At 53.2% G+C, this 20,820-nt stretch carries 21 protein-coding genes; 8 read left to right on the top strand and 13 right to left on the bottom strand.

The window, feature by feature from the left end; all coding sequences use genetic code 11:
* Nucleotides 1–34: 34 nt before the first annotated feature.
* Nucleotides 35–1,099, top strand: a complete 1,065-nt coding sequence (locus HCR03_RS04210; protein WP_066643413.1) for a glycosyltransferase family 2 protein — start codon at nt 35–37, stop codon at nt 1,097–1,099.
* Nucleotides 1,100–1,117: 18 nt separating this feature from the next.
* The gene (locus tag HCR03_RS04205) at nt 1,118–2,317 is read left to right on the top strand and encodes a glycosyltransferase (RefSeq protein WP_187036782.1); all 1,200 of its coding nucleotides are present in this window, start codon (nt 1,118–1,120) and stop codon (nt 2,315–2,317) included.
* Nucleotides 2,318–2,377: 60 nt separating this feature from the next.
* Here the strand turns inward: HCR03_RS04205 and HCR03_RS04200 are convergent, their stop codons facing one another.
* Nucleotides 2,378–3,826 carry a radical SAM protein gene (locus HCR03_RS04200; protein WP_066643418.1) on the bottom strand — a complete coding sequence of 483 codons (1,449 nt, stop codon included), beginning with the start codon at nt 3,824–3,826 and terminating at the stop codon, nt 2,378–2,380.
* A gap of 347 nt (nt 3,827–4,173) precedes the next feature.
* On the opposite strand from HCR03_RS04200, the gene HCR03_RS04195 reads away from it, so the two are divergent.
* The 4 genes from HCR03_RS04195 (at nt 4,174) to HCR03_RS04185 (ending at nt 7,851) form a co-directional block, all read left to right on the top strand.
* The gene (locus HCR03_RS04195) at nt 4,174–5,193 is read left to right on the top strand and encodes a Mur ligase family protein (RefSeq protein WP_407926836.1); all 1,020 of its coding nucleotides are present in this window, start codon (nt 4,174–4,176) and stop codon (nt 5,191–5,193) included.
* Nucleotides 5,141–5,632, top strand: coding sequence for a glutamate ligase domain-containing protein (locus HCR03_RS20470; RefSeq protein WP_407926835.1), 492 nt, complete (start codon nt 5,141–5,143; stop codon nt 5,630–5,632). Before HCR03_RS04195 ends, HCR03_RS20470 begins: the two co-directional genes overlap by 53 nt.
* A 9-nt stretch (nt 5,633–5,641) precedes the next feature.
* Nucleotides 5,642–7,009 (top strand): UDP-N-acetylmuramoyl-tripeptide--D-alanyl-D-alanine ligase, encoded by a 1,368-nt coding sequence (locus tag HCR03_RS04190; protein WP_187036780.1) that lies wholly within the window; start codon nt 5,642–5,644, stop codon nt 7,007–7,009.
* 155 nt (nt 7,010–7,164) lie between these two features.
* Entirely contained in the window at nt 7,165–7,851 is a 687-nt protein-coding gene (locus HCR03_RS04185; RefSeq protein WP_156989480.1) for a hypothetical protein, read from the top strand.
* Nucleotides 7,852–7,907: 56 nt separating this feature from the next.
* On the opposite strand, the gene HCR03_RS04180 is transcribed toward HCR03_RS04185, so the two are convergent.
* The 5 genes from HCR03_RS04180 to HCR03_RS04160 all read right to left on the bottom strand — a co-directional run bounded on the left by HCR03_RS04180 (nt 7,908) and on the right by HCR03_RS04160 (nt 15,909).
* Complete coding sequence (locus HCR03_RS04180; RefSeq protein ID WP_233452644.1) at nt 7,908–8,324, bottom strand: asparagine synthase-related protein; 417 nt, start codon at nt 8,322–8,324, stop codon at nt 7,908–7,910.
* Between the two features lie 346 nt (nt 8,325–8,670).
* Nucleotides 8,671–10,380, bottom strand: coding sequence for a DUF859 family phage minor structural protein (locus tag HCR03_RS04175; RefSeq protein WP_187036778.1), 1,710 nt, complete (start codon nt 10,378–10,380; stop codon nt 8,671–8,673).
* Nucleotides 10,381–10,391: 11 nt separating this feature from the next.
* Nucleotides 10,392–12,905: a phage tail spike protein gene (locus HCR03_RS04170; protein ID WP_187036775.1), complete on the bottom strand. Its 2,514-nt coding sequence runs from the start codon at nt 12,903–12,905 to the stop codon at nt 10,392–10,394.
* Nucleotides 12,905–13,618: a distal tail protein Dit gene (locus HCR03_RS04165; RefSeq protein ID WP_187036773.1), complete on the bottom strand. Its 714-nt coding sequence runs from the start codon at nt 13,616–13,618 to the stop codon at nt 12,905–12,907. Before HCR03_RS04165 ends, HCR03_RS04170 begins: the two co-directional genes overlap by 1 nt.
* Nucleotides 13,618–15,909: a phage tail protein gene (locus tag HCR03_RS04160; protein ID WP_187038008.1), complete on the bottom strand. Its 2,292-nt coding sequence runs from the start codon at nt 15,907–15,909 to the stop codon at nt 13,618–13,620. The genes HCR03_RS04165 and HCR03_RS04160 overlap by 1 nt, the downstream gene beginning before the upstream one ends.
* Nucleotides 15,910–16,056: 147 nt before the next feature.
* Here HCR03_RS04160 and HCR03_RS04155 point away from each other — a divergent pair, with 147 nt between their 5' ends.
* Complete coding sequence (locus tag HCR03_RS04155) at nt 16,057–16,659, top strand: ribonuclease domain-containing protein (RefSeq protein WP_083209938.1); 603 nt, start codon at nt 16,057–16,059, stop codon at nt 16,657–16,659.
* Between the two features lie 12 nt (nt 16,660–16,671).
* Entirely contained in the window at nt 16,672–16,977 is a 306-nt protein-coding gene (locus tag HCR03_RS04150; protein ID WP_156989484.1) for a barstar family protein, read from the top strand.
* A gap of 198 nt (nt 16,978–17,175) precedes the next feature.
* On the opposite strand, the gene HCR03_RS04145 is transcribed toward HCR03_RS04150, so the two are convergent.
* Genes HCR03_RS04145 through HCR03_RS04115 form a run of 7 tightly spaced genes read right to left on the bottom strand, consistent with a single transcriptional unit; the run spans nt 17,176 to nt 20,805 of the window.
* Nucleotides 17,176–17,568: a hypothetical protein gene (locus tag HCR03_RS04145; RefSeq protein ID WP_187036770.1), complete on the bottom strand. Its 393-nt coding sequence runs from the start codon at nt 17,566–17,568 to the stop codon at nt 17,176–17,178.
* Nucleotides 17,569–17,581: 13 nt separating this feature from the next.
* Nucleotides 17,582–18,181 carry a major tail protein gene (locus tag HCR03_RS04140; RefSeq protein WP_187036768.1) on the bottom strand — a complete coding sequence of 200 codons (600 nt, stop codon included), beginning with the start codon at nt 18,179–18,181 and terminating at the stop codon, nt 17,582–17,584.
* Nucleotides 18,182–18,183: 2 nt separating this feature from the next.
* The gene (locus HCR03_RS04135) at nt 18,184–18,525 is read right to left on the bottom strand and encodes a hypothetical protein (RefSeq protein ID WP_187036766.1); all 342 of its coding nucleotides are present in this window, start codon (nt 18,523–18,525) and stop codon (nt 18,184–18,186) included.
* On the bottom strand, nt 18,522–18,953 hold the full coding sequence (locus tag HCR03_RS04130) for an HK97-gp10 family putative phage morphogenesis protein (RefSeq protein WP_187036765.1): 432 nt from the start codon (nt 18,951–18,953) through the stop codon (nt 18,522–18,524). Before HCR03_RS04130 ends, HCR03_RS04135 begins: the two co-directional genes overlap by 4 nt.
* Nucleotides 18,954–18,965: 12 nt before the next feature.
* Nucleotides 18,966–19,301: a head-tail adaptor protein gene (locus tag HCR03_RS04125; RefSeq protein WP_187036763.1), complete on the bottom strand. Its 336-nt coding sequence runs from the start codon at nt 19,299–19,301 to the stop codon at nt 18,966–18,968.
* A gap of 3 nt (nt 19,302–19,304) precedes the next feature.
* The gene (locus tag HCR03_RS04120) at nt 19,305–19,616 is read right to left on the bottom strand and encodes a head-tail connector protein (protein ID WP_187036761.1); all 312 of its coding nucleotides are present in this window, start codon (nt 19,614–19,616) and stop codon (nt 19,305–19,307) included.
* Between the two features lies 1 nt (nt 19,617).
* Nucleotides 19,618–20,805, bottom strand: a complete 1,188-nt coding sequence (locus tag HCR03_RS04115; RefSeq protein WP_187038005.1) for a phage major capsid protein — start codon at nt 20,803–20,805, stop codon at nt 19,618–19,620.
* Nucleotides 20,806–20,820: the final 15 nt, after the last annotated feature.

Genomic DNA, 20,820 nt, shown 5'->3' with positions numbered 1-20,820 from the left:
CGAATTTCCGGCGGAAGAATACGAGGGATAAACAGTGCCAAAAATCAGTGTGATCGTACCGATCTATAATGTGGAAAAATATCTGGAGCGCTGCGTCGGCAGCATCCTGAATCAGACCTTTTCCGACTTTGAAGTCCTTTTAGTTAACGATGCTTCCACCGACCGCTCGCTGGAAATTGCCCGGAAGTATTCCAGGGACGGACGCGTCCGTGTGTTGGACAAACCCCACAGCGGGCTGGGGAATACGAGAAATTACGGCGTGGAACACGCCGGGGGGGACTATCTGCTGTTTGTCGATTCCGATGACTGGATCGACGAAAACATGCTGAAAAATCTATATTCGGCCGCGGTCGAATATCAGGCGGATCTTGTGCTTTTTAACTTTATCCGGGAAAATCTTCAGGACGGTGAACAGCGCGTCTGCAAGCTTCCTATCAATTATCCGGAATTCGGCGACGAAGTAAAGGAACTTCTGATTACGGAACTGGTCGGGCCGGACCGTGAAGACAGCGCCTGGCGCCACGTGGAAATGCTGGGCTGTGCCTGGCGCCGCATGTATCTGCGCAGCTGGTACCTTGAGAACGGGATCCGGTTTGGCGACGAACGGGAAATCATGCTGGAGGATATGCAGGCGTCCGTCATGGCGCATTGTGCCGCGGAACGCCTTCTGGTTGTAGGCGGAGCTTATTATCATTACCGCTACAATCCGGACTCGCTCAGCACGCGCTATCGTCCGCACAAAATGGAGATGATGACCCAGTGCTATTCGGTTATCCGCAGGATCCTGACGGAACAGGGACTGTATGAGAGGTACGCAAAAAGGCATCTTGCGTGGTTTTTGCGCTCTGCGGTCCACTCGTCCCTGATCAACTGCTTTTCTCCAAAAAATCCCGCCGGATTTTTAATGAGATATCGCGAAATTCGCTCGATCCTGAAAAATCCGTATGCAAGGGAAGCTGTTCATTCCGATTACCTGAAATACGGAAGCAGGGCCGACCGAATCATTCTGGCGGTTATCCGGTCCGGGTTTACGCCCCTTGTCTATCTGTTTTACAGCGCGTATTCACGCGTATTAATGGGAGATACCCGAAAAAAATAAATCCTTGGGAGTTTTACCATGCCTGAACGGAAGAAAATCCTTTTTGTCAACTACAGTCTGCACAGCGGCGGAATCGAAAAAAGCCTGGTAACGGTGTTGTCACTGTTTGATGATAAAAATTATGAGGTGGATCTGCAGCTGTTCGCGAACGAGGGGCTGTTTTTCAGCCGTGTACCGGAAAAGGTCCATGTTTTGCCGCCGTTGTTTCCGCAGGAATACCGGCTCAATATCCGCAAAGCATTTCCGGCTCTTGTATCCAGCGGACACCCGCTTCTGGCCATTTGCCGTCTGCTGGTCAGCTTTGTCGGGCTTCGCGGCACGATGGGGGAACGGCTTTCAAGAATGTGGGAAATTGAGCGGCGTTTTGTCCGCCCGGCCGGGGAGCGGTATGACGCGGTCGTCGCGTTTATGGAAGGGCAGCCGCTTTATTACGCCGTCGAGAAAGTGAATGCGGGCGTAAAAATCGGATTCATTCACGGCGATTATACGGCAATGGGCCTTTGCAGGAATTTCGACCTTCCTTATGTTGCAAAGTTGGACGCGCTCTGTACGGTGTCGGAATCCTGCAAAACGGCTCTGGAAAAAACTTTCCCCGGTTATTCTGAAAAATTCCACGTGATTTACAATATTATATCCTCGAATTTTCTGCGCTCCATGGCGGAAAGAGAAAAGGGATTCGACGATGGATACGCCGGAATCCGGGTACTGTCCATTGCGCGGCTTTCTCATCAGAAGGGGCTTGATCTGGCAATGCCTGCCGTCGTTGCTTTGAATCGGAAAGGGACTCGCCTGCGGTGGTATGTGATCGGTGTCGGACCGGAGGAGGAAAGCCTGAAACAGCATGCGGCTCAGCTTGGAGCGGAGGATTGCGTCGTTTTTCTGGGAGAGCGCGGCAACCCTTATCCCTTTGTCAGGGAATGCGACATTTATATGCAGCCGTCGCGTTTCGAAGGGAAAGCCATTGCCGTAGACGAGGCGATGGTGCTTTGCCGTCCGATTTTGCTCACGGATTTTTCCACCGCCTCCGACCAGATCACCTCGGGTGAAAACGGGCTGATTGTGCCGATGACGACCGAAGGAGTGGAACAGGGTCTGGAAAGCCTTGCAAAGGATGGAGAACTGCGGGAAAAATACGCGCGGGCGCTGTCCGGGTGTGATTTCACCAATGAAGACGAGATTAACAAGCTTTATGCTTTGATAGAAAACGGAAAGCAATAAAACAGCATAAGGGAAGGGACTGTCTCATCGCGAAACAGTCCCTTTCGTATGAAGATTCTATCACATGGATACCTTAATCTTTTTTCTGCTTTCCTTTTCCTGAACTTTTTTTTCAATCTGGGCTTTCTGCTGCGCTTCCCGATCCGCTTTCCAGTCTGCCCGTTCGCGGCCTTCGCTGTTTTCCCAGATTTCCTTTGCGACGGGTGCCCATGCCTTTGCTGATTCCACACATTTTTCCGTCAGCTGATCCACGTTTTCGGGGTGAGCCAGATCCGTGGAGACCGCTCCGGATTTTTTCACGATTTGCGAAAGCCTGCCCGGGTTGTCGAGCAGCGGGCACGGACGGAGCTGGTTCCGGTTAAACGGCTGGTTTCTGCGGTACTGCATGAACAGCGGCGACCGGTATGCCTCCAGTAATGTCTTTTCATGAATGTTGGAGTCCGCGTAATGGATAAAGGCGCAGGGTTCGATATCGCCGTTCGCGTTGATATGAAGATACTGCCTCCCTCCCGCGATGCATCCGTTGACAAATTCTCCGTCGTTCCAAAAGTCCAGTGTGAACAAGGGCTTTGTTCCGCGGAACTTCCGCACCTGATCGTACATGAATTTGCGTTGGTCCGCCGTTGCCATGAGCTCCGGCTTGGCGTCCACTCCGACCGGCATGTAAGTGAACAGCCAGGCGAATTTGCATCCCAGCTCGATCAGATGATCGAAATATTCCTCGCTGCCGATGGTTTCCGCATTCTGCCGCGTATAGCACAGCGAAGCGCCGAACGGAAGCCTTTTGCCTTTGAGAAGCTTCATCGCGCGGATGACGGCCTGATAGGTCCCCTCTCCGCGGCGAAAATCAGTTTCCTTCTCAAATCCCTCAATACTGATGGCGGGAACAAAATTCTTGACCCGCAGCATTTCGTCTGCAAATTGCTCGTCAATCAGAGTTCCGTTGGTAAAAGCCAGGAACTCACAGTCGTTGTGTTTTTCACACAGCCTGATGATATCGTCTTTTCTTACCAACGGCTCTCCGCCGGAGAAAATATACATGTATGTGCCCAGTTCCTTCCCCTGGCGAACAATGTCGTCCAGAGTATCAAAACTCAGGTTCAGCCGGTTTCCGTATTCCGCCGCCCAGCACCCGATGCAGTGCAGATTGCAGGCGGAGGTCGGATCCATGAGGATGGCCCATGGTATGTTGCAGTCGTATTTTTCCACGAGCTTGTTTTTTTTCTGACTGCCCAGAATGGCGGAATTGATCAGAAAATTCTCAAAAGTTTTTCTCCGGACGCTTTCGTCTATATCGGAATAAAGGCTTAGGATAAGACGGTTCCAGTTATTCTCCGGATCCTTAATAAAGCCGTCAACCATTTCATACGCGCTTTGGTAAAGGCCGTCCCGATCGAATTTTTTCAGCCAGCCGATCAGCTTCGGCACATTTTCCTCCGGATTGCTGTCCAGGTAGTTCAGCACTTTTTTCAATCCGTAGGACTCCAGCTTCTCGTTTACAGTACCCATAAAGATCTGCTTCCTTTCCTCATAATCGGCCTGCAAGGGTAAAACTTAATTATAAAATAACACGAAATCAATCGACTTGTAACCATACAATTTTATGACAGAGTAAAAAAATCATACAAAATAAGGAAAGTGTCGGGTGAATATTTTTCCTAGTACAAGCTGAAACATCAGATGGATTTTTCCTTTCTGTAAACATTTTTCCGTATGATTTATTCATACTAATACCGAAGAAGTTCTTGGATGATACAGCTTTTGCAAACTGGCGGGGAATATTGACACAGCCATTTTCTTACGGTATAATTCAGGAAATTTCATCCATAAAACAATATGACAGCGGAGGCGTTTTCATGCTTTTGGCGGATTTAATCCGGGATCTGGACTTTACCTGTTCCGGGCGCACGGATCTGGAAATAACGGATGTGGTTTATGATTCGAGACAGGTGAAACGGGGGAGCCTTTTTATCTGCCTGTGCGGGTCTGCGGTCGACAGCCATCAATTTGCGGGAACAGCGGCAAAGGCCGGCGCTGCCGCGATTGTAGCACAGCGCCCGGTTGAGGCCGGCGGTGCGAGCGTCGTTATGGTGCCGGACACGCGCCTTGCCATGGCGCTGATTTCCGCGGCATGGTTCGGGTATCCGGCGCGCGAAATGACGGTTGTGGGGATTACGGGAACGAAAGGAAAGACCACCGTTTCCTATATGGTCCGGTCGATTCTGGAAACAGCCGGAATCAAGACCGGCGTCATCGGCACAATCGGAGCGGTGATCGGGGACCGGGTGATCAAAACGGACAACACGACCCCCGAATCCTATGAAATCCAGTCGTATCTTCGATGGATGGCGGATGAAGGCTGTAAGGCGGTTGTCATGGAGGCATCCTCCATCGGGCTGAGAGGACATCGCTTATCCGGAATCCGATTCGATTACGGGGTATTCACCAATTTTTCTCCGGACCATATCGGCGGCAATGAGCACAAGGACCTTGCGGAATACATGGCCTGCAAACGTCTGTTGTTCCGTATGTGCAAGATCGGGGTGATCAATGTGGACGATGAGAACTGGAGCGGGATCGTGGAAGGGCATACCTGTGCGCTGGAAACTTTCGGCTTTTCGCCGAAGGCCGAGCTGATTGCGGAAAAGGAAGAGCTTGTTTCCCGCAAGGGGTTTCTGGGGGTCAGGTTCAACCTTTCCGGAAGGCTGAATTTTTCCGGCGTGGAAGTCGGGATTCCGGGCAGGTTCAGCGTTTACAACGCGTTGGCGGCCGTAGCCGTCTGCCTGCACTTTCCGGTTACGGAACAGAATATCCGCGACGGGGTTGGAAAACGTAAAAGTCTGCGGACGTGTGGAGCCGGTCAAGGTTCCCGGTAATTACACCCTTCTCATCGACTACGCCCACAATGCTCTCGCAATGAGAAATATTCTGGAAACCCTGCGGGAATATCACCCGAAAAGGCTTGTCTGCATGTTTGGCGCGGGCGGAAACCGCGCGCGTTCCCGCAGGTTCGAAATGGGGGAGGAAAGCGGAAGGCTTGCGGACCTGTCCGTTTTAACGGCGGACAATTCACGCGACGAGGACGTGATGGACATCATTGCCGACATTCGCACGGGAATTGACAAAACCGGAGGAAAATACGTCGTCATCCCAGACAGGAAACAGGCGATCAAATACTGTATGGAAAACGCTCAGGACGGCGACGTGATTGTTCTTGCCGGAAAGGGGCATGAGGATTATCAGGAAATTAAGGGCGTCAAGTATCATTTGGATGAGCGCGAGGTCGTTGCCGATATTCTAAACGGAAAGCTGTGAGGGGATTCTATGAAAATGACGGTTTCTGAAATGGTATCGGCGTGCGGAGGCCGGCTACTCTGCGGCAGCCCGGCCGCCGAAGTGACGTCGGTTTCAACGGACAGCCGCGAAGTTGCCCCGGGGGCGCTGTTTGTCCCGATCTGCGGCGAGCGGGTGGACGCACATGAATTCATCCCCTCCGTTCTGGAAGCGGGCGCTGCGGCTGTTCTGACCCAGGAGCATCAGTCGGCGGGCGGTCCGGGCGCCTGGATCGCCGTCGGCGACACGAAGGACGCGCTCCAGCGCATCGCCGCCGAGTACAGAAAGCGATTTTCCCTGCCGGTTGTCGGCATCACGGGCAGCGTGGGGAAAACGTCCACGAAAGAAATGGTGGCCCTGGCTCTTTCGGCGGGGCTGAATGTGATGAAAACCCGCGGGAACAACAACAGCCAGGTCGGGGTTCCTCTGACGGTGTTCCGCCTTTCCGAAGAATACGGCGCCGCGGTCGTCGAAATGGGGATGAGCGAATTCGGGGAAATGAGCCGGATTACGGAAATCGCCGCGCCGGATTATGCGGTGATGACAAACATCGGCGTTTCCCACATCGAGCATCTGGGAAGCCGCCGGAATATCTTGGCGGAGAAACTGCATATCACCGACCGGTTTCATCCGGGTTCCGTACTGTTTTTAAACGGGGACGATGAAATGCTGCGCGGCCTTGCCGGAACTCTTCCTTTTAAAACCGTTTTGTTCGGAACGGGAGAAGACTGCGACTTTCGGGCGGAGGGAATCGAAGCCGCGGGGGAGTCGACCCGTTTCCAATACATGGCTCCGAATGGAGAGGCGGGAGAGGTATCGCTTCCCATGATCGGAACGCACCATGTTCTCAATGCGCTTGCGGGACTTGCCGTTGCCGATCAGCTCGGCGTACCGCTGGCCGATGCCGCGGCGGCACTTTCAAACTATCGCGCGCCCGCCATGAGGCAGCAGCTCCTCCGTGCAAACGGCATAACCATCCTGGACGACAGTTATAATTCAAGTCCGGACTCGGCAAAAAGCAGCCTTGGGGTTCTGAAATCCCTGAAAAGCGGAAAGCGGGTGGCCGTGCTGGCCGATATGCTGGAGCTGGGCAGCTATTCCGCCGAAGCACACCGGAATGTGGGCGAATTCGCCGCGAATTCCGGCGTAGACGTACTCATCACTGTTGGAGAGCGTGCCGCCCTCATGACGGAAGGAGCGCGAGCCGTCCGCTTCGACATGGATTGCCGCGTATGCGGCGATAACCGTCAGGCCTGCGAAGCGCTGAAAACATTACTGAGGCCCGGTGATTCCGTTCTTATTAAGGGCTCCCGTTCCATGCACACCGAAGAGATTGTCGCGTTTCTTCTTCATGAATAGGTAAATATTACAAAAACTATTTCCTTTTCTTTGTAAAGATATTACAAATTTGTTCCTGCATGTCCTTTTTCTGTTGCAGCTGTTACCTTTATGTGATATTATGTTACTAAATTGTAACAGTTGTTAAAAGTTCGTAATCGGAAGAAGGATGCGCCATGAGATCAAAACGGGGATTTGTTTTTGTTGCCGCGCTCTTGATGAATTTTGCCTTGTGGGGCGTTTTGGCTTTTCAGGCGGTGCCCGCGTCGGCCGCGGAGGCAAAGACGGGCGTCGGTCTGTCGGAACATGTTCTGAAGGCCTATCAGGAAGGATGGAAATACCAATACGGGGACTATGGCCAGTATATCGACGGATCCCGTTCCACCGACTGTTCCGGTCTGGTCAAATCCTATCTTTGGTGGCAGGGTGATGACTGTGACCCGGATCCGGGGCTGATTTCCGTTGCCGGCAGTTCGACTTCCATGCTCGCCTCAGCGAAAGTGAAAGGCAGCATCGACCTGGCCGATGCTGCCACACTGCCGCGCATTCACGGACTGATTCTTTACAGCCCGGGTCACGTAGGAGTTTATGTGGGAGGAAATAAATCGGTGGACAACCGTTGTTCCGGAAAGAACATGAAATACGGCAGCGTGATCGGCGGCAGTTATCACTGGACCAAATGGTTTAAACTTCCTCAAATCAGTTACCCGGAAAATGGGTTCGTCACCTTTGAAGGGGATCAGTATTATTATGAAAACGGACAATATATAGTCGGCACGTCGCGTACGATCGACGGGGTGACTTATACGTTTGACGAATCGGGAGTCATGGTGGCATCTGAGCCGGATTTCGCCAAACAGTAAATGACAGAGCAAAATTAGTTACCTGCCGGGTTTTTACCCCGGCAGGTTTTTTAAGGTTATAATTCGATTTCAATTTCATATTTTTTCATCCAATAGTTGATCTGCAGAAGATATGCCATCATCTGCGGCCCCGCCATCAGCTGCCCGAACCACGGTTTCCCGTAATCCGATTTTTCACTTAGCATTTGCTCAACCGCCGCGGAATTCACCAGAAGATGAAGCGGCTCCTCCGGATCTTTCATCACTAGGTCCAGTCTGCGGCGGAGAATTCGTTCATATGCGGGGTTATGCGTTTTCGGGTAGGGGCTCTTCCGGCGTGTGCGGACGTCTTCAGGCAGCCAGGGGCGGGCGGCGTCCCGCAGAAGACCCTTCACGACATTGTCGGGACATTTGTAGCTCCAGGGGGCGTTGAAAACATACTCCACAATCCGGTGGTCCGCATAGGGGACGCGGACCTCAAGTCCGCTTGCCATGCTCATGCGGTCTTTGCGGTCCCATAGAGTTAAGATTTGCTAAGTAAGTAAAAATTTAACAGTTTGTCCATGCAAACGCCGCCATTCCTGAAGTTTTGATTCCTAAAACCAATCCCCTGTTGTGGACAAACGAGCATGTCCTCCAAATGCTTTGATTCACAGTACCGAACGAACCCGCAAAATCCTATCAAAGGTAGTATAGCTCTGAAAGGCAGGAACATCAAGTGGATGCGAAAGAATCGCCGGATGGAATTTTCTACATAATTTTGACGGACTTCACCCGCATTGTTCTAAAGGGCAAAAATCAGGTGTTCCATCTGCAATATTGCGCTTTGCTTTTCAGCTGTTACGATCCATAGATTGCGAGCCAGTGGATTCCCCAGTTTACACCTGAGGATGTGACCTCATTGGTGATTTTGACTGTGAACCCGGTCGTACTTGTGCTTTTGATGACGCAGTAGCCAAAGCCGTTCGTGTTGAACGACGTCAGAACATACGGAACCACCGGTAAAGTCGTTCCGAAGCTGATGTTGATATCCGCCGAGTAGTAGATGGAACCGTAGGCCGTCTGTGTGGCAGTGGTCCCGGAAGCCGCGCCGCGCAGAATGTGCAGCCCGCCCACGGTATCGGCGCTGGGATGATAGCCGTCGCTGTAAGCCTTGGAACCGGAGATATAAACGTCGCCGCTGACGTCCAGCGCCCCGTTTTCCGGGATTTTGTTGACGCCGATCTGTCCGTCGCGGATCGAAAGAACCGGCTTTGCCGTAGGCAGTAAGGCCGGTTGTGTGGTTGCGGAGTAGTAATCCGAAGCCACGATCTCAAAGTTGAATGACGAGTTGATATCGAAGTTCCCGATGTTGGCGTTGAACGAAAAATCGCCGCCGCTCACGGTTGGCGTGACGGAGACGTATTCGCTCCATGTGCTGGAAGAAGTTGTCTTGTACCGGTATTTCAGAAAATACTGGCTTTTCGTTACCATGTAGGCAGCGTATGTCCCGGCGCATTCCAGCACCGTTCCGGCTTCGATGTTGTTCACGCGCGAGAGTGAAACGGAAGAAATCACCGGCGGGGAATAGGCAATCGTCGTGACGGCGACGCTCTGCTGAGCTGTGTTGCCCCGGCTGTCGACAACAGTCACAATCAGACTGTCGCTCGCGGACACGGTTCCGAAGCTGATGACATTGGAACTGCTCGTTACCGTCTTGGAGCCGTACTGTACCCGGTAGGAGGAAACGGTCGCGTAATTCTGTGCCGCCGCGCCGGTCACGGTCACCCGGAGATTGGATTTTGTCTGGACGATTTGTGAAGAATCGCCTGTCAGCGCGACGGTATTGGAATCCACATCGGCATAGGAGAAATCGGTGAACGACGGATTGCTGTTGACCACATGGGCTGTAATTCCCAGTTCCGTGTATCCGACCACGTTATTGCCCGCGTCATAGGTGATGAGCCGCAGCGTGCCGGTTCCGGTGTTCGTGTTCGGGATCTGCTGGTACATGGCCGAGGCCCACCCGGAGGTGTTCCAAGTGTAGCTGTCGGTAATATCGTAGGTGATCGTCGTGGCATGGCCGCCGAAATACAAATTCAGGGCATGCGTGAAGAAAGTACTTTTCCGGTTCGTGTAGATCGTAATGGAACTGCCGATGTTGAAGGAACCGGAGGATGCCGTGATTTGGCTCGCCCTCGGAATTGTCGCCAGTGTGATGTTCTGGGAAACACTGAGATTTTCGAGTTTTGAGGTGACGCTGGAATTAAAGTATCCGGCGATGTTGACAATTTTGGTACCGTCGGCATTGTGCGCGACGGTCGCGGTAACGGTGCTGCCGATCTGCACCCAGCTCGATCCGATGGTGAAGCCCGCTGTGTATGTCATAGCCCGAGTGCCGTTGATGTTGATATACGCGGTACAGAAATCGGCATACGACGGTCCGTAGCTGTCGCGGTGAACGTACAGGGAAGCGGTGATGGCCGACGTGTTCGCGGAGATATTCTGGGTGTAGGAATACACAACCTTAATCTGCGATCCGTTCTGCAGGGCGCTTACGATTTCACTCATACTGCTTCTCCCTATATCACCACAAAGTCCACTCCGACTCCGGCCCGCACGATTTCTTTGACGCTGCCGACCGTAAGGTCATCCTCAATGATGGTTTTCTGCAGGCGCGTCCCGTCCGGCGCGACATTGATACGCAGATCGTCGCCGCGATAGATTTCAAATGCGGATGTGGAGATATGCGCCTTCATATCTGTGGTGTTGCTCCCAATCGTCAGACCGGTGCCATCCGCAATGAAATTGGTTGTGTAAAGCTCCTCGTCGGATTGTACCCACGGAGCGACGTTTGTGCCTTCGGAAACGATCAGATCAGACGCGAGAATTTCGATGGAAGCTGTAATTTTAATGGTGCAGACCGTATCCAGAGAATTAAAGGAAAAGGTGACAAACGTCCAGTCCGTGCCGGTGTCGGTATTGTCGTACAGAACGGTCTCGGCGCTGTTCTGCGTGATGCTGACCGTAACTGTTCCGCCGGAGCCGGAAGCCCGCAAAAGAAGAGAAACCGTGTGTGCCGCGTTGAATTTCAGGGAGAAATCCTGCGAAAGGATACTATCCTCCGCCAATTGGAACGCGGAATTGCTGACCGTGTTGTTTGAGGTGTCCGTATTGGAAACGGCAGCGACCGTGCCGGTCGTATACCAGAAGGTCAGCCCGTTCCGGCCCGCCGAATTCTTCAGCAGGTTCCGGTAGCCGGTTTGGCTGATCGAAAGCGACAAGCCGTCCACAGTTTGCTGCATCGTGGTAAGTCGAGTATCGACATCGGTAAGCTGCGCGTCATTTTCTGAAACATATCCGTCGAACGTGCTGCTTTCCACTTTTGTGACGATGGAAGCGCTGTGCTGTTCAATGGTTGATTCCGCATTCGAAAGCCGGAGCGCGATGCCGTCCTCGGTGTTGGAAATCTGGTCGTCGATGCTGGAAACCGAAGTCTGCAGGCCGTTTACATCGGTCTGAACCGTCGTGAGCGTCGAATTGATCGTCGTGATTTCGCCCGTGTTGGCGTTGACGCCGTTCTGTGCGGTATCAGACAGCGCCTTGAGCTTTGTGGTAATCGCCTGAACCAGAGTGTTTCGGGCAGCATAGTAATCCTCAAATTTCTGCCGATACTGTGTGCCGCTGATGTCGGTGGTCACACTAAGGTGGTCGGAATCCAGCCATAGCGGAATTCCGGTCGTGAACAGCGCGCCGCCGTTCAGATAATTGGACAGAAGCTGGAACGCGGCGTTATAACCGGAATACTCAGTTGTGATTCCGAGCGCCGTGGCCTGTGTGCTGAGCGTTCCTTTTTCATTGGCAAAGGAACTCCACTCGCGCAGGGCGGCGCTTTTTTCATTTGGGGTCAGCTTGTCGTCGCTGTTGAGGTCATTCACACTGCCGGAAATTCCAGAAACCGTTTGGTTCGTGACCGTAATCTCCTGCTTCACTTCACTGATCTGCTGGGAAGCGGAGTTGATGGAATTGACCACGGAAATCCGCTTCTCTCCGACGGTCAGCGTTTCGAACCGGTCGGTCAGGCAGTTGTACGATACCGCGCACACCCTGAGCTTGACGCTGATGCCGAACGGCGCATAATCGACCGTCACGTCGTCGCCGAGATTCACGGTCAGCAGGGATTTATATTTTTCATACCCGGTAATATCCTTCCAATCCACAAAATCCACGGACAGGGAAAGCTTCGGAATGTTAGCCCCAGCGAGATACCGATCAGAAACGAACTGCCGCATGGCTGTATAGCAGGAATCGACCGTGGGATACGGAACAGCGCCGTCTACTTCTTTCCCAACTTGAAAACCGGTGTCCATCATGGCAACAATGGGAAACGGATATTCAGAGATATGGGAGCTGTCGATATACTTTTCAGGGAGCAGCAGAAGCTGATTGTCCTCTGTCAAAGCCGTCGGCAGAATCCGCGTCGCCACGCCGGATGCGTCCTCCTGAAATTCCAGCCCCGCCATGTTCTTTCCGTAAGCGATCCGCACTCCGTTGTCCGCGCCGAGCCGGGTGTTGACGGCGATGCTGAAATTATCCCGGACGATCTCGCCTTCCCACTTCGAGATGAATGCCTGATCAGTGTCACCGAGGAACGCCTGCACCGGAGACTGGCGGAGATAGTAGGCGGTGGCTGTATGTGTGATATCGCTTGAGAAGGTAAACGGAGTCAGATACTGGCATCCGCTCAGAATCTGCTGTCCGGCTTCCGCACCGGTCTTGCCGGTTGGTCGGACATCCTCCACGAAATTGGCCAGCAGATCATAAAAAATATGCCGGGCATTCACCTTCACCGTACCGTCGACAACATTCTTGACCACCCGGTAAATACGGAACGCTTGAATCCCACGGTGTGTATTCGCCCGGATGATATTGTTTTTCTGGAGCCGTTTCCACTTGCCGAAGGAGTCGACCGGATGCGTCAGTTCCAGTTCAAACGCGCCGTTGATTTCTTCTGAAACAGTACACAAGATTGGAGAAACCGTTCCCATCCCATCGTTCATAAATTCCTGCGTCTTGGAATCATAGACCAAAACCATTACAGCCACCGCCAGTTCGGAGTAATTTCAAGGGATGTGATCCCGCCGGAGAACGAGATCACATTGTCATCCGGAAAAAGCATCGGGTAATCCCCGGTCTTGGTGGAACTCTTGCTGATGAGCGACGTGCCGGTGTCCTGATACGTTTCCTGAACCATGGAGTCAAGCGTCACCGTGCCGTCGATGTCGCTGAAAGACACAGTGCTTCCGTTCACCGTCAGAGCGCCGGAACCGGAGCCGATTGCCTTAATGACCGGAAGAGCTTTCACTGTTCCGGGATTGGACAGGACATATCCGGAACTGTCCGTCACAACAATTGGCGTATTCTCCGTAGCGTATTGAAACGGCTGGCAGTTGAACAGAATCACGAAATGCGAGGTGATTTTCAGCACTATTTCAAAGTCGATGCTGTTCACCACCTGCGCGAGATACTTCCGTCCCGGAATGTGGCTGAAAGTCAGATCAGCTTCGCCAGCGCCCAGAAGCCATCCTTTAACGGCGCTGATTTTCGGAACGGGGTCGCCGAGAAAGGAGCATTCCACCGAGAGCGTGATGTCGCCGTAAGTGCCTTCGTCGCGGCGGAGCCAGGAATCCATTCCCGGCACGTCGATGTAGGTCACCCGGCGCTCTGGCGACGGAAGGTGCGGGCGGGAAGCAACAAAGATGCCGAAGTCCTGAAAGCTGTCCTTGCCGCCGAACGTGAAGCTCAGCATCACGCGTTCCCCCTTGCCGCCGCTGCCTGCTGCCGATAAAATTCGAATTCATAGGCAAGACGCTGAATATCCTTTTCCGTGTTGTTGACGAACTTCTCGATGTGCAGCGTAAAACCGCCGGAGGCTCCCGCCATGCCAGCGGAACCGCCTGTAAACCCGCCGACACCCAGTGCAGGATTGAGGTTAAAATTTGTAGGGATCGAATTCTGCATATCGGCAGAGACATCGTTCATCGCCTTACTGAAGCCCTGCCCGAGTCCCTGCGCCATGAAGCCGCCGATTCCGGCGAACACGGTCGACGGGGAGTGAATCCCGAGCAACCCCTTTACGCTGTCAACGATTCCGCCGAAGAAATCGCGGACTTTGGCATAAATCCAGTCTTTCATCCCGGCAATACCCTGCCAGATGCCGGATACGATGTTGTTCCCGATATTGCTGAATGCGCCGAGTAGCTTTCCGAAGCCGTTCACCAAAGCGGAAATGATCTGCGGCAGCTTTGCCACGAGCGTCGGGATTGCCTTGATCAAGCCAGCCGCCAGTTCAATGATGATTTTTACGCCGGTTTCGATGATGAGCGGCAGGTTGTTCACGATGAAATCCACAATGGAATCGATGATCTGCGGCAGTCGGTCGATCAGCTTCGGCAGGGCATTGATCAGGCCCTTCGCCAGCCCTTCGATGATCTTGAACGCGGCAGAAAGAACTTTATCCATATTGTTGAGAAGCGTGTTCACAATGGTGAGGACCGCGTCGATCATGGCGGGGATGAGCTTTGGGAGTGCGTCGCCGATGCCCGACGCCAGCGTAATCACCATCGTCAGCGCAGCGTTCACCAGTTGCGGAAGATTGGCGATGATACCGTCCACCAGTGACAGAACTAATTGCAGCGCGCCCTGCGTGATCTGTGGCAAAGCGCTCACCAGTCCCTGCACCAGCGTCATGACGATAGAAACCGCCGAATTGATGATCGTCGGCAGATTTGCCGTGATTGCGTTTCCGATTGACAGCACAATGTCCAGCCCCGCCTGCACGACCTTCGGCAGCTCTGCGAGGATGGAACTGGTCAGCCCTCCAATCGTCGTTGCAATCGCCGCTGAAATTTTTGTCCAGTCGCCGCCCGCGTTCGAAAGTCCCTTCGTGAAGGTCCCGAGCAGCGACACGCCGGAGCTGGCGAGCGTCTGCATCTGCGGGAGAAGAACTGTTCCCATGACATTTTTCGCGGCTTCCGCCCCGGATTTCAAACGCTGGACCGTATCGTCGAACTTTCCGAGCGAATTGAGCTGGTCGCCCGACATGACCGCGCCCATGTTCTGTGCTTCGGCGGTCAGCTCCTTAATCCCCGCGCTGCCCTTTGCAATCAGCGGATTCAGGTCCTGCGCGGATTTTCCGAAGATCTGCATCGAAAGCGCGTCCCGTTCGGTTTCATTGGATATTTTTCCGAGCGCGTCGATCGCCGACCAGTAAACGTCCTCACCGTTTCTCAGGTGTCCGTTCGAATCCTGAATCGAAACGCCAAGCCTTGCGTAAGCCGCAGCCACTTCCTTAGAGCCTCCCGCCGCCGAATCCATAGACCGGACATTCCGTGCCATGCTCGCGGTGAAGGTTTCAAGCGGTGTGTCGATCAGTTCGGCGGCGTATTGGTAGGCCTGCAGCGCCTCCGTACCGACGTGCGTCTGGTCGGACAGAGTGAGGATTTCGTCGGCGTATGCGGCGGAGTTTACGGAAGCATCCACCAGCGATTTGCCCGCGCCCACGGCAGCCGCGCCGATTCCGGCCAGAGCCACGCCCAGGGAAGCGCCGATCCCCTTGACGACACCGCCCAATTTATCGAACCGCCCGGATGCTTCTTCCGATTGCTTTGATGCGCTTGTGATTTCATTGCCGAACTGATTTGCCTGTTTTTCGGCGTCGTCGAATTCCTTCCCGGCGCTGTCCAGAACGCTGTTGTTTTTCCGCAGTTCTTTTTCCATGCCGTTGAGGTCGGCCTGCGCTTTGTTCAACTGTATCTGCCAGTTTTGGGTGCGGCGGTCGTTTTCGCCGAAAGAATCTGAGGCGTTCTGCAAAGCGGCGCGAAGCGTTTCAATTTTTCCCTTCTGCTGGTCAATTCCTTTATTCAGGACCTCGTTCCGGGCGGTGACGGCCTGCACGGAGGAGTCGTTTTTGTCAAACTGGCTGGTGACCAGTTGCATCTCGGAACCGAGGACTTTGAAACTCTGGTTAATGTCGCGGAGCGCGTCTTTGAAGGCCTTTTCGCCCTCGATGCCGATCCGCACCCCAAAATCGTCTGCGATGTGCTGTCACCTCCAGATCCAAATCTATATTGTATAATTGTAAATATTCTTTTACTTTGTTTCCCTTTTCAGTGCAACTTATATAGCGTTGCCCCTATTAGTGAAGGGGTTTTCATATTCCTATCATTTTAATAAGGGGAAATACTTATGAGCTATTTTGTGTACAAAACCCATATTTGGCCATTACCAATTGCTTTGTCTAGAGTTAAAAAGGACATATTAGAGTTTTTTCGACCGCCAACGCATGAGAGTTCCGATTATAAAAACTGGATTGCACAGTTGGATTTAAAAACATGCTTTGTTTGCCGCAGTCATCATGGTAAAATATATAAAAAAGATGAAATGCCAGATGATGAGCCTCCTGTTCACAACAATTGTAGATGCGAAATGAAAAACATAGAAGCCGCTTTTGCTGGCACTGCAACACAGGACGGTATGAACGGCGCGGATATTGCAGTAAAAAACACTGGAAAACTTCCGCCAAATTATATTACAAAAAAGCAGGCCATTAATTTGGGATGGATTAGCTGGCAGGGGAATCTGAACAAAGTTGCTCCCGGGAAAAGTATTGGCGGGGAAGTTTACCAAAATAGAAACGGTCATCTTCCGCAAGAATTTGGTCGTGTTTGGTATGAAGCTGATATCAATTATGATAATGGTTTGCGGAATTCTCAGCGGTTGCTTTTTTCAAATGACGGTTTAATTTTTGCTACTTATGACCACTATATGACTTTTGTTCAAATTCAATAAGGAGAGGATATCATGAATTATACGAAATATTTTATTCCTAAGGAGAGAGTTCTTGATTTCTCGAAATGTAAGTATTTAGGTGAGATTCATCAAGTAATACAACAGGAATTGGAATTGCCTGAGTGGTATGGTCAAAATTTAGATGCGCTTTGGGATTCCATAACCGGAATTATGTATGTTCCGGCGGACATAACCATTATCTTCAAGCCGGAAACGGAGCAATCTCAAGAGTTAACTTCTGAAATCAGTAAAATTATTGATGTTTTTAAAGAGGCTGCCCAGGAGTATAATGAGATCACTTTACATGTTGAGATGTAGAGTATTGATCTTAAAAACCGCTTGGTATTACATCATCTACTGTCAGTTCCCGATGTGGTCTCTCGATCCCCAGAAACTGCTTGTGGCAGGCCCATAAATCCAGAAAAAGCCCGATGGGCGTGAGCCAGAACTGCTCTGGCTCCATGTGCATCTGAACGGTTCCGTAATAATACAGCCGGGTGAAAAGTTCGCTGTCGCTCACCCGGCTGGTGTGTTTTTTAATGGATTCTCCGCGCCTTCGCTGACTACGTTCCGGGCGGTGCCCCGGAGCATGGCTTCAGTGATGGCGTTTTTATATGACGCCAGCTGCAGGGGCGAGGTGAGAAGCTCCACTTCCTCCTCGGTCAGCAGTTCCTTCGGCGTGTCCTTGTGCTTCAGGTTGTAAATCAGAACGGACTGGTTCGCGAGCAGTGTCAGAAGCCAGACGATCTCATCCAGCGCCATCTCAAAATTCTCCGAGTGCATCAGTTTTTCGCCCAGATTTTCAAGGCCGCCGTAGCGCCCGGCGATTGCTTTTGTCGCCCTTGTGGTGAGAATCAACTCGTATTCCTCGCCGCCGATGTCAATCAGCGCACCGCGTCCTTCTTCCATGAAAAATCCCCCTTTATGTGCCGGACGGCGGCGCGGTGTAGACCGGCTCGTAAACCTGCGCGTACCAGCCGGTAATGGTGGCGTCGGCCACTCCGGCATCGCCCTCGGTCACTTCTGCTTTCCACGGGTGATTGCCCTTGCCGTCGGCCTTGTTCCGGCGCATCACGGTTCCCTCAATGGTCGGGGTCTGGAAAGTGATGGAGTCGCCTTTGGTCTGCAGATTCGCGGCGGGGATGCCGAATTTTACGCGGTACAGCCAGAAATATCGGTATTTCCCGTTCGGTTTAAGCGCCCGAAAGCCTACTGCCACCGCCGCGCCCTCGTCTTCACCGGCGGAAACCAGAACGCCGTTGCCGTCTACGGTAGCCCCGGTCAGGTCCTGTGCCGCCTGAGCGCCGATGTCCTCAACACCCAGCGACAGCGTACCGGTTTTGAACTCCTTGACGACATAGGCTGTGCCGTCGTCGGCGTAGAGCGTCGCTTCCGCGAGATCAATGGTGAGATCGGCTTTAATCGCTTTTGCAAGCTGGGTTGGCGTCGCGTATGTTTCATCCCCGTCGGTGCCTTCGATGATTTTCGCGTAATAGAGTTTATCCATGCCGATGGTGGCCATCTTCATTCCTCCCATGCATACGGTTTTGCCGCGTCGATGGCGTAATGGTGGTAACCGGTATCGTCCTCATGCTCAATATACCGATGGTCGGTGACGGTAAAACCGGCGGCCACCAGCGCGCGGAGAACGCTGTTTTTTATCGTAATGTAATTTCCTTTGGAAAAGAGCGACAGGCGCGCCTCCTGCGTTTCATATTCCGGGCGGTTGTCGCCGAACAACTCAAACGAATCGGTCAGCGGCGTTATGACCGCGTATTCTACGGGAGCTTCTCCGGAAAAAACGCCGGTTTCCACCGCAAGCCCCAATCCGGTGATCAGTTCGGTCAGTTCCTGAAGGATATTCATATTTTTTTGATTTCTTCCTCCAGCTTTTCCTTCATCGCCTCGATGCCCGGCTTGCGCGCCTGTGTCTTTGTTGGCTTTAAAAAGGGCTTCGGCGGCTGTCCGTGCTTGCCGTACTCAAGAATGTTGGCAATTTTTGCGTTGCTTTCTCTATCGGGACGCGGTTCCGAAAAGCCTACCTTAACATTAAAATTGCCGTCCTTATCCATCCTCGCCGGAGAAAGCCCCAGCGCCGACGTAAGCTCTCCGGTAGAGCGCGAAGGGGATTTGGTATCCCGGCCTATGACCGATTCCAGATTATCGCGAACCTTTTCGAGCGCGACCTCACCGCCCGCTTCCAGCACACGGGGGATAATCTCATCGGTTTTCTCGCCGAGCGCGGAGACTTTCCGCAAAAAGTCGTCCGGCATGGTGAAGCTTACCTTTGCCATAGGAAATCCTCCTTAATGTTTACTCGGCTCCAGCCGTTCCGCCAGAACCTCGGTGTACATGCCGCGCCCACGCACATCCTCCGCGCTGAGGATACGGAACCGTTCGCCGGAGCAGACGAGTAAAAGCGAGGGACGGATTTCCACGCCGGAAATCCTGCGGAAACGGAACAGGCTGGTCGCCGCCGACCACGCCGCGCGGTTCGCCCAGATCTCGTTCCCGTGGCGGTCTTCCCGGTAGGCGCGGACGCTGGCAAGCACCGTATCGGACGATGTGACGAAACCATCGGCGTCTTTTGTCTGCTCCGTCTGGATCACATCAATGAAAGCGTTCATTTTCCCGAAGCTCACAGTTTACACCTTCCATTCGCGGTCGAGGCGCAGGAGCATATTCACGGTATCCCATACCTGTTGCCCCGCCGGAACGCTGTCGGCAAAAAATCCCCCGGTGGAGCCGTCGCGGCTTTCATAAAAGTGGCTTGACAGCATAATAATTGCCTGCTCCGTGGTTGCTGGCATCGTATTTTCGGCGTAAAAACCGTCCGCCACATGCTGATATTTTTCGGCGTAGGCGGTCGCTGCTGCAATGAAGCTTTGGAGCAGGGCATCATCCTGATCATGCTCCAGAATCAGATTCTTCTTTACTTTATCAAGCAAATCCGCCATATCAAGATGCCGCCTGCTGCAGCACCTGCACCGCTTCCGGCAGAATCAACTTTCCGTCCACACGCTCGGTTGCGATAAAGCCCACTTGACCGGTGGTGGCATACAGCTCGTTCAGCCGCTGGAATGTGCGCCCCTGTCGGTCGGCGATCCAGTAATAGCTGAAATCTCCGAACGCCACGGTCTTCGCGCTTGCCGCGATAGCCGGAACATAGGCGGAAGTATAGATGGGTTTGCCCAGAATCGTATCCGGCGCGGAAGCGGTAATCGCCGGCTGCCAGAGGTACTGCCCGTTGCTGTCTTTCAGCTTGCGGATGGTTTTCACGGTCGTGTCGTTTGTAATAAATACCGCTTTTGCCCGGTAAGGCGACCGCAGACTGTAATACAAATCGAGAATTTCGTCCAGCGTGATGGCAGTTGCCGCCGCCGTTGTCTTGCCCACCTGCGCGCCGCCTGTCGCGGCGAGAACGCCGGTGGGCTTTTTCGTGCCGTCGCCGACAAAGAACGCTTCTTCCTCTTTGGCTCCGATGCGCCGGGCGAATTCGCTCGCGATATAGCTTTCCAGCGGGAAAATCGAATCATTCAGCAGCTCCTGACTGACCTTAATCAGCGTCGCCAGCTTATACGCGCTGAGCGTTACCTGAGAAAAGCTGTTGTCGCTCTCCGAAATCTGGCCTTCCTCATCCACCCAGCTTGCGGTGCCTTTGGTCGCGACCACCGGGATTTTGTGGTCGCCGCTGGCAGTCTGGATAATCCGGGCCAACTGCCGGAAAATGTTTTGTTCCTCGAGAGTTTCCATCAGCTGGCGCTCGAATTCGTCCGGCACCAGATATCCGCCCTCACTGTCGGTGCCCACCTGCAGGGCATCTACGGTTTTACGTCCGCGAATGGCGTTCCAAAACGCTACCTTGTAAGCGTCGGACGCCCTGCCGGACAGTGCCTGCGCCGGAATGCCGGGATTCCCGGTCAGCGGCTGGCTGGTGGGGGAGGCAAGCTCCTGCTCGTATTCGCGCGCCCGTTCTTCGCGGTCAATCTGCTGTTTGAGTGCGATGATTTCGGCTTCCATTTTATCGTAGGCGGCGGCGTCTTCGGCGGTCAGCATTCCATCCGGGGTTTTCTTCCGGTCAAGAAAGGCCTTGGCGGCTTCCCATGCTTTGGCGCGTTTCTCGCGCAGTTCAAGAATTGTCGGCATCATCAGTTCCTCCCG

Source organism: Caproicibacter fermentans (genome assembly GCF_014303955.1).
Lineage (GTDB): Bacteria > Bacillota > Clostridia > Oscillospirales > Acutalibacteraceae > Caproicibacter > Caproicibacter fermentans.
This window is presented reverse-complemented; position numbering and strand designations above follow the sequence as displayed.

Coding starts and splice junctions, on each gene's coding strand:
- HCR03_RS04130 (WP_187036765.1), bottom strand. CDS start 18,953: ATGGCAAAGGTAAGCTTCACCATGCCGGACGACTTTTTGCGGAAAGTC.
- HCR03_RS04205 (WP_187036782.1), top strand. CDS start 1,118: ATGCCTGAACGGAAGAAAATCCTTTTTGTCAACTACAGTCTGCACAGC.
- HCR03_RS04155 (WP_083209938.1), top strand. CDS start 16,057: ATGAGCTATTTTGTGTACAAAACCCATATTTGGCCATTACCAATTGCT.
- HCR03_RS04150 (WP_156989484.1), top strand. CDS start 16,672: ATGAATTATACGAAATATTTTATTCCTAAGGAGAGAGTTCTTGATTTC.
- HCR03_RS04170 (WP_187036775.1), bottom strand. CDS start 12,905: ATGGTTTTGGTCTATGATTCCAAGACGCAGGAATTTATGAACGATGGG.
- HCR03_RS04190 (WP_187036780.1), top strand. CDS start 5,642: ATGAAAATGACGGTTTCTGAAATGGTATCGGCGTGCGGAGGCCGGCTA.
- HCR03_RS04165 (WP_187036773.1), bottom strand. CDS start 13,618: ATGCTGAGCTTCACGTTCGGCGGCAAGGACAGCTTTCAGGACTTCGGC.
- HCR03_RS04145 (WP_187036770.1), bottom strand. CDS start 17,568: ATGGAAGAAGGACGCGGTGCGCTGATTGACATCGGCGGCGAGGAATAC.
- HCR03_RS04135 (WP_187036766.1), bottom strand. CDS start 18,525: ATGAATATCCTTCAGGAACTGACCGAACTGATCACCGGATTGGGGCTT.
- HCR03_RS04120 (WP_187036761.1), bottom strand. CDS start 19,616: ATGGCGGATTTGCTTGATAAAGTAAAGAAGAATCTGATTCTGGAGCAT.
- HCR03_RS04140 (WP_187036768.1), bottom strand. CDS start 18,181: ATGGCCACCATCGGCATGGATAAACTCTATTACGCGAAAATCATCGAA.
- HCR03_RS04175 (WP_187036778.1), bottom strand. CDS start 10,380: ATGAGTGAAATCGTAAGCGCCCTGCAGAACGGATCGCAGATTAAGGTT.
- HCR03_RS04195 (WP_407926836.1), top strand. CDS start 4,174: ATGCTTTTGGCGGATTTAATCCGGGATCTGGACTTTACCTGTTCCGGG.
- HCR03_RS04200 (WP_066643418.1), bottom strand. CDS start 3,826: ATGGGTACTGTAAACGAGAAGCTGGAGTCCTACGGATTGAAAAAAGTG.
- HCR03_RS04115 (WP_187038005.1), bottom strand. CDS start 20,805: ATGCCGACAATTCTTGAACTGCGCGAGAAACGCGCCAAAGCATGGGAA.
- HCR03_RS04180 (WP_233452644.1), bottom strand. CDS start 8,324: ATGGCAAGCGGACTTGAGGTCCGCGTCCCCTATGCGGACCACCGGATT.
- HCR03_RS04185 (WP_156989480.1), top strand. CDS start 7,165: ATGAGATCAAAACGGGGATTTGTTTTTGTTGCCGCGCTCTTGATGAAT.